The 15,002-nt window shown below is 68.4% G+C and carries 15 protein-coding genes; 11 read left to right on the forward strand and 4 right to left on the reverse strand.

Annotation, left to right across the window (positions count from 1 at the left end):
- Positions 1–199: 199 nt before the first annotated feature.
- Positions 200–1,864 carry an energy-dependent translational throttle protein EttA gene (ettA, locus tag QE393_RS01090; protein WP_310041666.1) on the forward strand — a complete coding sequence of 555 codons (1,665 nt, stop codon included), beginning with the start codon at positions 200–202 and terminating at the stop codon, positions 1,862–1,864.
- A 107-nt stretch (positions 1,865–1,971) separates the two neighbouring features.
- Here ettA and QE393_RS01095 read toward each other — a convergent pair whose 3' ends face one another.
- Positions 1,972–2,400: a TOBE domain-containing protein gene (locus tag QE393_RS01095; protein WP_310041668.1), complete on the reverse strand. Its 429-nt coding sequence runs from the start codon at positions 2,398–2,400 to the stop codon at positions 1,972–1,974.
- Between the two features lie 98 nt (positions 2,401–2,498).
- On the opposite strand from QE393_RS01095, the gene QE393_RS01100 reads away from it, so the two are divergent.
- The 4 genes from QE393_RS01100 to modC are packed head-to-tail and all read left to right on the forward strand — an operon-like array spanning position 2,499 to position 5,844.
- Positions 2,499–3,311: a TOBE domain-containing protein gene (locus tag QE393_RS01100; RefSeq protein WP_310041669.1), complete on the forward strand. Its 813-nt coding sequence runs from the start codon at positions 2,499–2,501 to the stop codon at positions 3,309–3,311.
- A 22-nt stretch (positions 3,312–3,333) separates the two neighbouring features.
- Positions 3,334–4,089 (forward strand): molybdate ABC transporter substrate-binding protein, encoded by a 756-nt coding sequence (gene modA, locus QE393_RS01105; protein WP_310041670.1) that lies wholly within the window; start codon positions 3,334–3,336, stop codon positions 4,087–4,089.
- Positions 4,090–4,093: 4 nt separating this feature from the next.
- Entirely contained in the window at positions 4,094–4,771 is a 678-nt protein-coding gene (modB, locus tag QE393_RS01110; RefSeq protein ID WP_273810054.1) for a molybdate ABC transporter permease subunit, read from the forward strand.
- On the forward strand, positions 4,768–5,844 hold the full coding sequence (gene modC, locus QE393_RS01115; protein ID WP_310041672.1) for a molybdenum ABC transporter ATP-binding protein: 1,077 nt from the start codon (positions 4,768–4,770) through the stop codon (positions 5,842–5,844). The genes modB and modC overlap by 4 nt, the downstream gene beginning before the upstream one ends.
- Here the strand turns inward: modC and QE393_RS01120 are convergent.
- Positions 5,836–6,762, reverse strand: coding sequence for a LysR family transcriptional regulator (locus QE393_RS01120; protein ID WP_310041675.1), 927 nt, complete (start codon positions 6,760–6,762; stop codon positions 5,836–5,838). The genes modC and QE393_RS01120 overlap by 9 nt on opposite strands.
- Positions 6,763–6,900: 138 nt before the next feature.
- On the opposite strand from QE393_RS01120, the gene QE393_RS01125 reads away from it, so the two are divergent.
- Complete coding sequence (locus tag QE393_RS01125) at positions 6,901–7,818, forward strand: DMT family transporter (RefSeq protein WP_310041677.1); 918 nt, start codon at positions 6,901–6,903, stop codon at positions 7,816–7,818.
- Here QE393_RS01125 and QE393_RS01130 read toward each other — a convergent pair.
- Positions 7,784–8,716, reverse strand: coding sequence for an acetamidase/formamidase family protein (locus QE393_RS01130; protein WP_310041679.1), 933 nt, complete (start codon positions 8,714–8,716; stop codon positions 7,784–7,786). The two genes, QE393_RS01125 and QE393_RS01130, sit on opposite strands and share 35 nt — an antisense overlap.
- A 26-nt stretch (positions 8,717–8,742) precedes the next feature.
- Positions 8,743–10,125 carry an APC family permease gene (locus tag QE393_RS01135; RefSeq protein ID WP_273810049.1) on the reverse strand — a complete coding sequence of 461 codons (1,383 nt, stop codon included), beginning with the start codon at positions 10,123–10,125 and terminating at the stop codon, positions 8,743–8,745.
- A 154-nt stretch (positions 10,126–10,279) separates the two neighbouring features.
- On the opposite strand from QE393_RS01135, the gene QE393_RS01140 reads away from it, so the two are divergent.
- The 5 genes from QE393_RS01140 to QE393_RS01160 all read left to right on the forward strand — a co-directional run bounded on the left by QE393_RS01140 (position 10,280) and on the right by QE393_RS01160 (position 14,980).
- The gene (locus tag QE393_RS01140; protein WP_273810048.1) at positions 10,280–11,044 is read left to right on the forward strand and encodes a LuxR family transcriptional regulator; all 765 of its coding nucleotides are present in this window, start codon (positions 10,280–10,282) and stop codon (positions 11,042–11,044) included.
- 264 nt (positions 11,045–11,308) lie between these two features.
- Positions 11,309–11,779 carry a nuclear transport factor 2 family protein gene (locus QE393_RS01145; protein ID WP_273810047.1) on the forward strand — a complete coding sequence of 157 codons (471 nt, stop codon included), beginning with the start codon at positions 11,309–11,311 and terminating at the stop codon, positions 11,777–11,779.
- A gap of 72 nt (positions 11,780–11,851) precedes the next feature.
- Positions 11,852–12,757, forward strand: coding sequence for a LysR family transcriptional regulator (locus QE393_RS01150; protein ID WP_310041684.1), 906 nt, complete (start codon positions 11,852–11,854; stop codon positions 12,755–12,757).
- Between the two features lie 109 nt (positions 12,758–12,866).
- Positions 12,867–14,057: a CaiB/BaiF CoA-transferase family protein gene (locus QE393_RS01155; RefSeq protein ID WP_310041686.1), complete on the forward strand. Its 1,191-nt coding sequence runs from the start codon at positions 12,867–12,869 to the stop codon at positions 14,055–14,057.
- Positions 14,054–14,980 (forward strand): hydroxymethylglutaryl-CoA lyase, encoded by a 927-nt coding sequence (locus tag QE393_RS01160; RefSeq protein WP_273810043.1) that lies wholly within the window; start codon positions 14,054–14,056, stop codon positions 14,978–14,980. The genes QE393_RS01155 and QE393_RS01160 overlap by 4 nt, the downstream gene beginning before the upstream one ends.
- The last annotated feature ends 22 nt before the right edge of the window (positions 14,981–15,002 follow it).

Genomic DNA, 15,002 nt, shown 5'->3' on the forward strand with positions numbered 1-15,002 from the left:
TCCTGCAGAGGCGATGGCCGTTCGGCTGCGCCCGATTCCGCGGGGCAGGGATGGCCTATGATAAGGGACCGGACGGTGTCTCCGCCGGTTTTTTCCGCGTGATCAGCGCCGGCGCTTTCGTCGCGCGGGGTTTCGACAGCCTTCGCTGCTGACGCCATACTGTGTCCCCTGTTTTTCATTCCGGTCCCAAGGTCCCACCATGGCTCAATACGTCTACACCATGCATCGGGTCGGCAAGGTCGTGCCGCCCAAGCGTGAAATCCTCAAGAACATTTCCCTGTCGTTCTTTCCCGGTGCCAAGATCGGCGTGCTCGGTCTGAACGGTGCGGGTAAATCGACGCTGCTGCGCATCATGGCCGGCGTCGATACCGAGATCGAAGGTGAAGCGCGGCCGATGCCCGGTATCAATGTGGGTTATCTGCCGCAGGAACCGAAACTTGATCCCGAGCAGACGGTTCGTGACGTGGTCGAGGAAGCAGTCGGTCAGATCAAGCAGGCCCAGGCCCGGCTGGACGAGGTCTATGCCGCCTATGCCGAGCCGGATGCCGACTTCGACGCCCTGGCCGCCGAGCAGGCCAAGCTGGAAGCCATCCTCCAGGCCGCCGACGGCCACAACTTGGAGCGCCAGCTGGAAGTCGCCGCTGACGCCCTGCGCCTGCCGGCCTGGGACGCCAAGGTCGGCGTGCTCTCCGGTGGCGAGAAGCGCCGCGTGGCGCTGTGCCGCCTGCTGCTGTCGGCCCCCGACATGCTGCTGCTGGACGAGCCCACCAACCACCTGGACGCCGACTCGGTGGCCTGGCTGGAGCACTTCCTGCACAACTTCCCCGGCACCGTGGTGGCCATCACCCACGACCGCTACTTCCTCGACAACGTCGCCGGCTGGATCCTGGAACTGGACCGTGGCCAGGGCATCCCCTTCGAGGGCAACTACTCCGGCTGGCTGGAATCCAAGGCCGCGCGCCTGACCCAGGAAGCCAAGCAGGAAGCCGCCCACGCCAAGGCCATGAAGGCCGAGCTGGAATGGGTGCGCTCCGGTGCCAAGGCTCGCCAGTCCAAGTCCAAGGCCCGCCTGCAGCGCTTCGAGGAAATGCAGTCCCAGGAATTCCAGAAGCGCAGCGAGACCAACGAGATCTACATCCCCGCCGGTCAGCGCCTGGGCGACAAGGTCATCGAGTTCAAGAACGTCAGCAAGGGCTATGGCGATCGCCTGCTGATCGACGACCTGAGCTTCGTGGTGCCCAAGGGCGCCATCGTCGGCGTCATCGGCGGCAACGGCGCCGGCAAGTCGACCCTGTTCCGCATGATCATGGGCAAGGAGCAGCCGGACGCGGGCAGCATCGAGATCGGCGACACCGTGCAACTGGCCAGCGTCGACCAGAGCCGCGAGAGCCTGTCCGACACCAAGACCGTCTGGGAGCAGGTGTCCGACGGCTCCGACGTGATCAAGATCGGCAACTACGAGGTGCCCTCGCGCAGCTACGTGGGTCGCTTCAACTTCAAGGGCGCCGACCAGCAGAAGTTCGTCAAGGACCTCTCCGGTGGTGAGCGCGGTCGTCTGCACCTGGCGCTGACCTTGAAGCAGGGCGGCAACGTGCTGCTGCTGGACGAACCCTCCAACGACTTGGACGTGGAAACCCTGCGCGCCCTGGAAGACGCCCTGTTGGACTTCCCCGGCGCGGCCATCGTGATCTCCCACGATCGCTGGTTCCTCGACCGCATCGCCACCCACATCCTCTCCTACGAGGATGATTCCAACGTGGTGTTCTTCGAAGGCAACTACACCGAGTACGAAGCCGATCGCAAGAAGCGCCTGGGCGAGGCCGCGGCCCAGCCCAAGCGGGTCAAGTACAAGAAACTCGCGTAAGCGGCAAGCGAAGCGCCGGCCGGGAAACCTGCCGGCGTTTTCTTTTGTCTGACGCTATATACTTGAGGCTATAACGCCCTGGCGGATCGGATCCGCCGCCCCCAGGATCAGGCCGGGACACCCAGGATCACATGAGACGCCTTGAACACCGCCGTGGCGGCCACGCCCGGAGCCAGCTGCAGTTCCTGCACGGCGTCGCGGGTGACCATGGCCACCACGCGGCTGCCACCGGGCAGGGCGATGACCACCTCGGCGTTGACCGCGCCATCGCTGACGCTCTCCACGGTTCCGGTCAGGCAGTTGCGCGCCGACAGGCGCAGGCCGCTATCGGCGGTCATCACCATCACCCAGGGCGCCTTGACCAGGGCCACGGCCGGTTTGCCGGGTGCCAGGCCCAGGCTGGTGACGCTGTCCAGGGTAACCACCGCCACCAGCGCGGTACCGCCTGGCAGCGTGAGGGTCACCTCCGCATTGACCGCGCCTTCGCGCACCTGGCTGACGGTTCCCGGGAAGACATTGCGGGCACTGACCTTCATTGGATTTCGTTCCTGGACGTTGGGATGGAAGAGGCAAGGGGCGCCACTCTAGGTCGGAGCGTTGTAGTCATACAACCCGAGCGCCGGGGGTGTCCGCCATGAGCGCCTCGCCCTTCATTGCCCATCTGTCCCTGGAAAGCAGCGTCGGCGCCGAGCTGACCCAGACCCGTATCCGCCTGCTGGAGGCCATCGCCGCCACCGGCTCAATCAGCCAGGCGGCCAAGCGGGTGCCGCTGTCCTACAAGGCGGCCTGGGACGCGGTGGACCAGATCAACAATCTTTCCGCCCAGCCCCTGGTCGCCCGCAGCGCGGGGGGCAGTGGCGGCGGCGGCACCCGGCTGACCGCCTATGGCCAGCGGGTGGTGGCCTTCTACCGGGCGCTGGAGCAGCACTACCAGACCACCCTGGACCAGGTGGCGGCCGGACTGGACGAGGCCACTCGCACCGAAGTGGCCGATTTTCGGCAGTTGCTGCTCAACCTCAACTGGCGCAGCAGCGCCCGCAACCAGTTTTCCGGCGTGGTCGAGACGCTCGAACAGGGCGATGTGGAAAGCGCCGTGGTGCTGCGCCTGGACGATGCCACGCGGCTCACCGCCCTGGTCACCCGCGACAGCGCCGCGCAGCTCGGCCTGGCGCCAGGCCGCGCCGTGGTGGCCCTGGTCAAGGCCTCGGCGGTGCTGATCGGCACCGATCCGGGGCTGCGCCTGTCGGCGCAGAATCTGTGGTGGGGAGAGGTCGAGCGCGTCCATGAGGGGCCGATCAACCACGAGGTGGTGCTGGCGCTGCCGGCCGGTCGCCGCGTCACCGCCACCCTGACCGCCACTAGCAGTCGCCAGCTGGGACTCGTCCCCGGCCTGGCCGCCTACGCCTGTTTCAGCGCCGCCAGCGTCCTGCTGATGAGCGCATCCTGACCATCCCAAGGAGCCAGAACCGATGATCTCCAGCCGTTCCCGCCTGTTGCTTTCCCTGCTCACCGCGACGCTGGCAACCCCGGCTCTGGCCGACGAGGTCCAGGTGGCCGTGGCCGCCAACTTCAGCGCGCCGCTCAAGGCCATTGGCGAGCAGTTCGCCCGGGACACCGGCCATCAGCTGGTGATTTCCAGCGGCGCCACCGGCCAGCTCTACACCCAGATCAGGAATGGCGCGCCCTTCGCGGTCTTCCTCTCCGCCGACGACAGCACCCCGGCCAAGCTGGAAAGCGAAGGCGCGGCGGTCAAGGGGTCGCGCTTCACCTATGCCATCGGCACCCTGGCGCTCTGGTCGCCTAGGACCGGCTATGTGGACAGTGAAGGCGCGGTGCTCAAGCAGAACGCCTTCACCCACCTGGCCGTGGCCAATCCCAAGACCGCGCCCTATGGCCTGGCCGCCACCCAGGTGCTGGCCAAGCTGGGCCTGACCGAAGCGGTCGCGACCAAGCGGGTGGAAGGCCAGAACATCACCCAGACCTACCAGTTCGTCGCCACCGGCAATGCCGAGCTGGGTTTCGTCGCCCTGTCGCAGATCTACCAGGACGGCAAGGTCAAGGAAGGCTCGGCCTGGATCGTACCGGCCGGACTCTATGAGCCGATCCGCCAGGACGCCGTGCTGCTGGACAAGGGCCAGGATCAGCCGGCGGCCAAGGCACTGCTGGCCTATCTCAAGGGACCCCAGGCGGCCACGGTGCTCAAGGCCTACGGCTACCGGCAGTGATCCCATGAGCCTGAGCGCGGCGGACTGGGCGGCGATTCGCCTGACCCTGGAACTGGCCAGCGTGACCACGCTGCTGCTGCTGGTGCTGGGTACGCCCCTCGCGTGGTGGCTGGCGCGCACCCGCTCCCGGCTCAAGGGTCCGGTCGGCGCCCTGGTGGCCCTGCCGCTGGTGCTACCGCCCACGGTGATCGGCTTCTACCTGCTGCTGGCCATGGGACCGGAGGGCTGGGTGGGACAGACGACCTCGGCCCTGGGGCTAGGGCGGTTGCCCTTCACCTTCGCCGGGCTGGTGGTGGGCTCGCTGTGCTATTCGCTGCCCTTCGTGGTGCAGCCGCTGCAGAACGCCTTCGAGGCCATCGGCCCGCGCCCCCTGGAGGCCGCGGCCACACTACGCGCCGGGCCCCTGGATACCTTCTTCCACGTGGTGCTGCCGCTGGCGCGGCCGGGCTTCGTCACCGCCGCCATCCTCGGCTTCGCCCATACCGTGGGCGAATTCGGCGTGGTGCTGATGATCGGCGGCAACATTCCCGGGCGGACCCAGGTGGTCTCCACCCAGATCTTCAATCACGTGGAAGCCATGGAATATCCCCAGGCGCACCTGCTGGCCGGGGGCATGCTGGCCTTCTCCTTCGTGATCCTCCTGCTGCTCTATGGCCGCCGCGGGCGGTCGGCCTGGACATGAGTCTCGCCGCGCGCTTCGAACTGCGGCATGCCGACTTCGTGCTGGCGGTGGACCTCGCCCTGCCGGGCAGCGGCGTCACCGCCCTGTTCGGGCCCTCGGGTTCGGGCAAGACCAGTTGCCTGAGGTGCGTGGCCGGCCTCGAACCCGCCGCCCGCGGGCGCCTGGTGGTGGCGGGAGAGATCTGGCAGGACAGCGACCGCGGCCTGTTCCTGCCGCCGCACCGGCGCGCCCTGGGCTATGTCTTCCAGGACGCCAATCTGTTCGAGCATCTGGACGTGCGCCGCAACCTGCTGTTCGGCTGGCAGCGGGTCGCGCCGCACGAGCGCCGGCTGGAGCTGGAGCAGGTCGTCGAGCTGCTGGGCATCGAGGGACTGCTCACCCGGATGCCGGCGCGCCTCTCCGGTGGCGAGCGCCAGCGGGTCGGCATCGCCCGGGCGCTGCTGACCAGTCCCCGGCTGCTGCTGATGGACGAACCCCTGGCGGCGCTGGACGCCGAGCGCAAGGCGGAGATCCTGCCCTACCTGGAACGCCTGACCCGGGAGCTGGCGCTGCCGATCCTCTATGTCAGCCATGCCCCCGACGAGGTGGCGCGGCTGGCCGATCACCTGGTGCTGCTGGAGCGGGGTCGGGTGCTGGCCAGCGGGCCGACCACCGAGGTATTGGCGCGTCTCGACCTGCCCATCGCCCTGGCCGATGACGCCGGCGTGGTGCTGGCAGGGCGGGTGCTCGGCCATGACCCTGACTACGGCCTGCTCAGCCTGGGCCTGGCCGGCGAGCAGCGCGTGCTGCTGGCCCATGCCCCGCTGCCGCCCGGACAGGGGCTGCGCATCAAGGTGCTGGCACGGGATGTCAGCCTCAGTCTGGAACGCCAGCACAGCAGCATCCTCAATGTGCTGCCGGCCACCGTCGCCGAGATCGCCCCGACCCGTTCGCCGGCCCAGGTGCTGGTGCGCCTGGACCTGGGCGGCGCGGCGCTGCTGGCGCGGATCACCCGCTATTCGCTGGAGCGGCTGGCGTTGCAGCCGGGGAGTCGGGTCTGGGCGCAGCTGAAGTCGGTGGCGGTTCTAGCCTGAACCCGGGGCTGACCTGAGCCTCTCCAGCAGGAAATCCACCAGCACCCTGACCGCCGCCGGCAACTGGCGATCCGGCGGATAGAGCAGCCAGGCGGTGCCCTGGTAGGGGCCGAGGTATTGCCAGTCGGGCAGCACCCGCCGTAGGCTGCCGGCGGCCAGACCGGCTTCGGCGGCGAAGGCCGGCAGGCAGGCGATGCCCAGGTCAGCGAGGGTCGCTTCCAGGCGCACGCCGCTGTGATTGCAGGCCAGGCGACCGCGCACCGTCACGCTTTCCACCCGGTCGCCGCGGCGCAGTTGCCAGCGCTGATCGCCCGGCGTTTCGCCGAGGTAGAGGCAATCGTGCTCGGCCAGTGCCTGGGGCTGCTGCGGCGTGCCGCGCCCTTTCAGATAGGTCGGGCTGGCGCAGAGCACGAAGTCCATCTCGCGCAGTGGCCGGGCGACGAAGCCGGCGGGTGGCTGCTCGGTGATGCGCACCAGCAGATCCTGGTCGTCGGCGATGGGGTCCAGCGGGCGATCGTCCAGGCGCAGTTGCAGATCCACCTGCGGATAGCGCTGGAAGAATTCCGGCAGCAGGGGGGCGATCAGCCGGTAGCCGACCGCCTTGGGCACCGCCAGGCGCACCTGCCCGCGCGGTTCCTCGCTGTGCTGCAGGCCACTGTCCAGCGCCGCACCGGCGGCAGCCAGCAGCTGGCGGCAGTGGCCTAGTACCTCGCGGCCGGCTTCGCTCAGGCGCAATTGGCGGGTGGTGCGCTGCAGCAGACGCACCCCCAGCTCCCGTTCCAGCCGCGCGACCTGACGACTGACCGCCGAAGGCGTGGCGTCCAGCAGGCGGGCGGCCGCGGTGAAGCTGCCGGTTTCCACCACCTTGGCGAAGGCGACCATGCAGGGCAGCAGGGGAAGGGCGCGCAGGGGGTCCATGCCAATGTCCGCAGGTAGCAATAGGGCTGGAAAAGTTGCCATTGCTTCCCTGGGGGAACAAGAGCTATGCGCGCTGGCGGGCTTATCGTGCGTGTCAGGGGCGGGCACACTGGCGGCCTGATTCAGGGAGAAGCCGTCATGTCGCAACGCTCCACCTTCGGCCTCGCCGAAGGCCTGCTGCTCGCCACCGCCCTGGTCTGGGGGACCAGCTACGCCGTGGTCAAGGACGCCGTGATGCTCTATCCGGTGCTCGGTTACCTGGCGCTGCGCTTCTGCCTCACCGCGGCGCTGCTGCTGCCTACCTTGCGAGGCGAGGGCCGGCGGGCCTGGCGACCCGGGGTGCCGACCGGTCTGCTGCTATTGGCGATCTTTCTCGCCGAGACCTATGGCGTGGCCCTGACCAGCGCCAGCAACGCCGCCTTTCTCATCAGCCTTTGCGTGGCCCTGACGCCCTTCGCCGAATGGTGGCTGCTCGGTCAGCGCCCCGAGGCCCGCGCCCTGGGCGCCGCGGGGCTGGCGGTAGCGGGCGCCGGGCTGCTGACCCGCGGCGTGACCCTGAGCTTCAACCTGGGTGATGGCCTGATCCTGCTGGCGGCCGTATTGCGCGCGGTCAATGTCTGCGTGGTGCGGCGGCGTCTGCAGCAGGCAGGTGCCCCGGTGCCGCCCCTGGCGCTGACCGCGGTGCAGACCGGGGTGGTGGGCTTGGCCTGTCTGCTGCTGTTCGCCCTGGGCCCGGGCCTGGCACCGCTGCCCATGCAAGCGGGCTTCTGGCTCGCCACCGGCTACCTGGTGCTGTTCTGCACCTTGGGCGCCTTTCTCGCCCAGAACTACGCCCTGGGCCGCACCAGTGCCACCCGCGTCGCCCTGCTGATGGGCGCCGAGCCGCTGTTCGGGGCGCTGTTCGCCAGCTTCTGGCTGGACGAGCACCTGGGTCTCTGGGGCTGGCTGGGCGGCCTGCTGATCGTCGTCGCCTCGCTGTGGGGGACGTTGCCGCGGCGTACGCCAGACCGTTCGGCCCCGGCTATTCGAACACGACCCGCGGAAAATAGAAGCTGACCACCCAGTTGGGCACGTCGACGATCTCGCTGATGCGCAGATCGCCGCAGACCGAGCAGAGCAGATAGGCCTGTTCCGCCGGCAGGTTGCGGGTCTGCCCGAGCCAGTCGATGGCGCCGCTGACCGCCATGCGCGCCGCGGCCAGCAGGTCGGGTCCGACCCCGGTGAAGACCTCGTAGCCGGCGCCGTCGAGGTGTCGGGTAACCGGCCCCGGGGTGCTGAAGCGTGGCATGGCCAGCGGTTGCTGCTTGATCAGCTCGAAGGTGGCGGTGACCGCCATGGCGGTCTCGATGGCGGTGCCGCAGACCTCGCCATCGCCCTGGGCGGCATGGGTGTCGCCGATGGAAAACAGCGCGCCGGCGACCTCCACCGGCAGGTAGAGACTGGTGCCGGCGGCCAGGTCGCGGATATCCAGATTGCCACCCACCCGTCGTGGTGGCACCACCGAGTGCAGACCTGGCGCCGCGGGCGCCACCCCCAGGGTGCCGGCGAAGGGCTTGAGCGGGACCCGCGCCAGCTCGCCGAAGGCGGCCGGCGTCTGACCGCTGCGGTCGTAATGCCAGAGCTGCAGCACCGGGTCCGGAAACTGGTCGGCGAGCAGGCCGAAGCCGGGAATGTTGGCGGTCCAGCCAAAGCCGCTGGGAGTGAAGCTGTCCAGCGTCACCTTGAGCACGTCGCCCGGCTCGGCGCCCTCGATCCACAGCGGACCGCAGACCGGATTGACCCGCTCGAAGGGCAGGGTGGCGATGTCGGTGGCGCTGGACTGGGCGTGGAAGTGGCCGTCCGCCGCGTCGCGGCAGGCAAAGCTGACCGTCTCGCCCGGCGCGACCTCCAGCGCCGGGGGGAGGCTGTGATCCCAGCCGCAATGGCAGTGCTGGCTGTGCAGAGTCTTGATCATCGGGAGCCTCCGCGGCGGGTCTGTGCCTAATGGACGGCGTCGTTGGCCTTGAATTCCGTGGTCCGGCCGCTGAGCCTGAGGAAGGCCAGCACGGCCAGGCCCAGCACCATCCAGCAGCTGCCGCCGACCTTGGCGTAGACGTCGGCGTTGAACAGCACATAGGCGAGGATGATGAAACCGACCAGCGGGACCAGCGCATGCAGCAGCGGGCGACCGGCGCCGCGGTGGTGCCAGGCCACTGCCACATGCAGGAGCAGGAAGGCGGTCAGCGCACCGAAGTTGCACATGGAGGCGAGCAGGTTGATCTGGCCGACAAAGAACAGCCCCAGCACCAGGCTCAGGCCCGCCACCAGCAGGATGGCGCGCTGCGGCACCCGGGTCGTGGGATGGATCTGCCGCAGGAACTGCGGCATCTGGCGATCACGGGCCATGGCGAACAGCAGGCGCGAGGTGGCGGCCTGGGCCACCAGGGCGTTGGCGATGGCGGCGCCGATGGCCACCGCCAGGGCGATCACCACCTGCAGCCAGGGGCCGGCGATCAGCCGACCGATCTCGTAGAAGGCGTTGTTCGAGGCATCGGCGTCGGGGTACTGGATCAGGTTGGGTTGCAGCAGGGCGGCCAGCCAGGTTTGCACCATGAACAGCGCGGCTACCAGGGTCAGGGCCAGCAGGGTGGCGCGACCCACCACCCGGCTGCCGCCGCGGGTTTCTTCGGAGAGGGTGGAGATGGCGTCGAAGCCGAGAAAGGACAGCACCGCCACCGACAGCGCGCTGAAGATCAGTGGCAGGGAGAATTCCTGGGGGTTGTACAGCGGCTTCATGGTCCACTCCGCGCCATTCACGCCGCGGCTGATGGCCAGCGAGGCCAGCACCACGAACACCAGCAGCACCGCCAGTTGGCCGTAGAGGAACAGCCGGTTGGCGCGGGCGGTGGTCTCGATGCCACGCAGGTTGACCAGGGTGTTGAGGCCGACGAAGAAGAGGATCCACAGCGGCTGGGGAATGGCCGGGATGACGTTGGCCATGGCGTTGGCGCCGATCACATAGAGCAGGGTGGGCACCAGCAGGTAGTCGAGCAGGATGGCCCAGCCGGCGAGAAAGCCCAGGGCCGGGTGCAGGCCGCGACCGACGTAGGCGTAGACCGAGCCGGCCACCGGAAAGGCGCGCGACATCTGCTGGTAGCTGACCGCGGTGAACAGCATGGCGACGAAACCGATCAGGTAGGTGAGGGGCACCATGCCGTGGCTGGCGTCGAACACCCCGCCAAAGATGGAAAAGGGCGCGATGGGCACCATGAACACCAGACCATAGATCAGCAGATCCTTCAGCCCGAGTTGGCGCCGGAGTTCCTGGGTGTAGCCGAAGCGGGCGAGGTCGGTGGCGTCGCCGGACGGAGCGTGCTGAGTCATGGGGGCTTCCTCGAAGGGGCGGGGTAGGCTCGACTCTAGGCCAGGGTGGGCCCTGGCCCCATCCACAAAAGTGCTAGGTTTGCGGCCGGCTGGGGACGACTGGCAGAGCCTTTGCTTCGCTTTCCCCATCGCCATCAGGGGAGGAGCATCCAAGATGCATGCCGATCTGCTCACCGTCAGCAGCCGCCTCGTCGGGCTGCCCACGCTCGACGCCTGTCTGGATGCCGTCCAGGCCAGTGCCGATCACCTGGGCTGCAAGGCACTGATCTACGACTATGCCCCGGTGCCCCTCAGTCACGACGGGGTACTCATCACCCCCTCGGTGTTCAAGGTGCGCAACGCCCCGGCGGACATGCATGCCTTCTGGTGCGAGCGCGGCTACTACCAGATCGATCCGGTGCAACAGTGCGCCAGTCGGCGTGCGGCGCCCTTCGTCTGGTCGTTTCGCAGCGAAACCCGCAGCGCGCTGCGCGAGTACCTGGGTGACAGTCATCGCCCGGTCACCTGCTATGTGCGCGACAGCGGCCTGGCCACCGGGGTGACGGTGCCGCTGCACCTGCCGGGCGGTGCCTTCGCCACCCTGACCGGCATCCTCGATGCCGATGCTCCGGACGCCGAGGCCGCTGGCGAAGCCTGCCTGGGCGCCTTCCTGGTGCTGGCCCATGCCTTCCAGGCCCGTGCCGACGAGCTGCTTGCCCCGGCCGAGCGTCGCTGTGGCCAGGTCCGCCTGACGCCGCGCGAGCGCGAATGCCTGCAGTACTCGGCCAAGGGCCTGACCGCCAAGCGCATCGCCGCGACCCTCAACCGCTCCACCGCCACGGTCAACCTGCACCTCAACTCCGCCGCCCGCAAACTGGGCGCACGCAACAGGGTCGAGGCGGTGGTGCGGGGATTGCACTATCGCCTGGTCGAGGTCTGAGAGCCTGTTCAGAGTCTCGCGAGCGAGAGCCAAGCAAGGAGCAAAGGGCTGAGGAAGCGGATCGGACCCGCGCTGGGGTTTACGCATGGTAAATGAGCATTCCGACGGGGCTGGCCTTCCAGGGCCTCTTTAACGCTGTTTGGCCGACGCGCAGCAGACTTTGAACAGGCTCTGAGCGACTTGGCCGGATCCGTGGGCCGTTCGACCTTGTGACACCCCCCGCCGCGGCCCGACACTGGGGCCTCATCTGCCCAGGAGTGTCCCATGAGCGCTGCCCGTCCCCCCGTCCCGCCGTTCACCCTCGAATCCGCCCAGCAAAAGGTCCGCGCTGCCGAAGATGGCTGGAACAGCCGCGATCCGGCCAAGGTGGCCCTGGCCTATACCGCCGACAGCCGCTGGCGCAATCGCAGCGATTTCCTCCAGGGTCGCGCCGCCATCGAGGCCTTTCTCACCCGCAAGTGGCAGCGCGAGCACGAGTACCGGCTGATCAAGGAACTCTGGGCGCATGACGGCGCGCGCATCGCCGTGCGCTTCGCCTACGAATGGCGGGACGAAGACGGCCAGTGGTACCGCGCCTACGGCAACGAGAACTGGCAGTTCGACGACCAGGGCCTGATGGCCGAGCGTCACGCCAGCATCAACGACCTGCCGATCACCGAGGCCGAGCGGCTGTTTCACTGGCCCCAGGGGCGGCGGCCGGATGACCATCCCGGCTTGAGCGCCCTGGGTCTCTGACCGGAAGCGGGCGGCTAGCCCGGGCGAGCGGGGTCCTGTACAAGGACCTCTGGCCGCCAGGACCCCAAGACGATGCACTACCGCAACCTGCTCCGCCGCCTCGACCTGGTCTCGCTGCAGCTGCTGCTGGCGGTGCACGAGGAGGGCACCCTGACCCGCGCCGCCGAGCGCGAGATGATCGCCCTGTCCGCCGCCAGCAAGCGACTGCATGATCTGGAGCGGTCGCTCGACATCGAACTCTTCGAGCGCAACGCCAAGGGCACCACCCTCACCCCGGTCGGCGAGACGCTGCTGCATTACGCCAAGCGCATCCTCGCCGACGTCGAGCGCATCAGCATCGACGTCGGCGAACACCTGCAGGGCGTGCGCGGCTACGTGCGGATGATGGCCAACATCTCCGCCATCATCGAATTCCTCCCCGAGGACCTGCAGGCCTTCACCGTCGGCCATCCCCAGGTCAAGGTCAGCCTGGACGAACGGCCCAGCGCCGGGGTGGTGAAGGGGGTGCTGGAAGGCGCCGCCGACCTGGGTATCTGTTCCTCGGATACCGACACCCGCGGCCTGCTGGCCGTGCCCTACCGGCAGGACACCCTGGTGGTGGTGATGCGTCCCGATCATCGCCTGGCCGCTCGCGCGCGGCTGGCCTTCGCCGAGACCCTGGACGATGACCACGTCGGCCTGCATGCCGACAGTTTCATCAACCTGCGCACCAAGGCGGCCGCCCGCAGTCACGGCAAGGCCTTGCGCCTGCGCATCCATGTACCCGGCTTCGATGCCGTGTGCCGCATGGTACAGGCGGGTTTCGGGCTGGGCGTGCTGCCGCTGCAGGCCTTCGAACTCATCGGGCGACCGCTCGGACTGATCGCCGCGGCGCTGGATGACGACTGGTCCCAGCGCAGCCTGGCGCTGGTGGTGCGCGACGTCGAGACGCTGTCGCCGGTCAGCCGGCTGCTCTACGACCACCTGCTGGAGGTCTGAATCCGGGTCTTCGCGATTCGCGAAGACCCCTTGCCGAAAGACGTTAACCACCGGCTGCTCTATTGTCCTAGCATCGGCCTCATTCCAATAACAAAGAGGCTCGCCCGCCATGACGGCTCTCACCGGACTCCGTGTCATCGAGATCGGCACGCTCATCGCCGCCCCCTTCGCCGCCCGCCTGCTGGCCGAATTCGGCGCCGAAGTGATCAAGATCGAAGCCCTGGACAAGGGCGATCCCCTGCGCAAGTGGCGCAAGTTGCACGAGGGCACCTCGCTCTGGTGGTACCTGCAGTCGCGCAACAAGAAGTCCCTGGCCCTGAATCTGCGTTCCGCCGAAGGCGTGGCCCTGGTCAAGCAGCTGGTCGAGGGCGCCGACGTGCTCATCGAGAATCTGCGCCCGGGCGCGCTGGAAAAGCTCGGCCTCGGCTGGGACGTGCTGCACGCTCTCAATCCCAAGCTCACCCTGGTGCGCATCTCCGGCTACGGCCAGACCGGCCCCTATCGTGATCGCCCCGGCTTCGGTGCCATCGGCGAGGCCATGGGCGGCATCCGCTACACCACCGGTACTCCGGGCGTGCCGCCGGCGCGGGTCGGGGTCAGCCTGGGCGATTCCCTGGCTTCCATGCACGCGGTGATCGGCGCCCTGATGTCGGTGCTGCGGGTCAAGACCGGCCAGGGCGACGGCCAGGTGGTCGATGTCTCCCTGGTCGAGAGCGTCTTCAACGTCATGGAAAGCCTGGTGCCCGAGTACTCCATGCTCGGCCATGTGCGCGAGCGCACCGGCGGGGCGTTGCCGGGTATCGCCCCGTCCAACACCTATCCCACCGGCGACGGCGGTTTCGTGGTGATCGCCGGCAACAGCGATCCCATCTATGTCCGGCTGATGCAGGCGATCGGCCGCCCCGATCTGGCCGAGCGTCCGGATCTGGCGCAGAACGACGGGCGCGCCCGCCACTGCGAGCTGATCGACGAGGCCATCGCCGCCTGGACCGGCAGTCGCGGCATCGACGAGGTGCTGGAGATCCTCGAAGGCGCTGAGGTCCCGGCCGGCCGCATCTATTCGGCCGCCGACATCGTCGCCGATCCCCACTACCAGGCGCGGGAGATGCTGCTGGACACCACCCTGCCCGACGGCGCCACCCTGAAGATGCCGGGCATCGTGCCCAAGCTGTCGGCCACCCCGGGCCAGGTCAACTGGCAGGGTCCGACCCTCGGTGAGCACACCGATGGCCTGCTGGCCGAGCTGGGGCTGAGCGAAGCGGACATCCAGCGACTCAGGAAGGGCGGGGTGGTGCAATGAGTACCGAACGCCTGATCGTCCAGGAAGTCGCGCCCCGTGACGGCTTGCAGATCGAGCCGAGCTGGGTGGAAACCGCCGACAAGATCGCCCTGATCGACGGGCTCTCCGCGCTGGGTTTCTCGCGGATCGAAGCCGGTTCCTTCGTCTCGCCCAAGGCGGTGCCCATGCTGCGCGACGGCGAGGCGGTGTTCCAGGGCATCGCTCGCCGGCCCGGGGTGACCTATGTCGCCCTGGTGCCCAATCTCAAGGGCGCCCAGCGCGCCCTGGCGGCAGGCGCCGACGAGCTGAACCTGGTGCTCTCCGCCAGCCAGACCCACAATCGCGCCAACATGCGCATGAGTTGCGAGCAGTCCCTCGCCAGCTTCGCCGAGGTGGTGCAGCTGGCCCAGGGGCAGGCGGTCTCGCTCAATGGCACCGTGGCGACCACCTTCGGTTGCCCCTTCGAAGGGCGCATCGACGAAGGCTGGGTATTCGAACTGGTGCAGCGCTATCTGGCGCTGGGCATGACCGGCATCACCCTCGCCGACACCACCGGCATGGCCAATCCGCGGCAGGTCGCGCGGATCGTCCGCCAGGTGCTGGAACTGATCCCGGCGTCCGCCCTGACCCTGCATTTCCACAACACCCGCGGGCTGGGCCTGAGCAATGTCCTGGCCGCCTACGAAGCCGGCGCCCGGCGCTTCGACGCCGCCCTCGGTGGCCTCGGTGGCTGCCCCTTCGCCCCGGGCGCCTCCGGCAACATCTGCACCGAGGACCTGGTGAATCTCTGCGCCGAGATCGGCGTGGACACCGGCATCGATCTGCAACGGCTGATCGAGTTGTCGCGCACCCTGCCGGCGCTGCTGGGGCACGACACCCCCGGCCAAGTGGCCAAGGCCGGGCGCAATTGCGATCTGCATCCACCGCCCGCGGCCACTGGCTGAGTCGCACCCGCTTTCATTCGTT

Origin of the sequence: Pseudomonas sp. SORGH_AS_0211, from assembly GCF_031453455.1 — a bacterium.
In the GTDB taxonomy this organism is placed as follows: domain Bacteria; phylum Pseudomonadota; class Gammaproteobacteria; order Pseudomonadales; family Pseudomonadaceae; genus Chryseomonas; species Chryseomonas aestiva.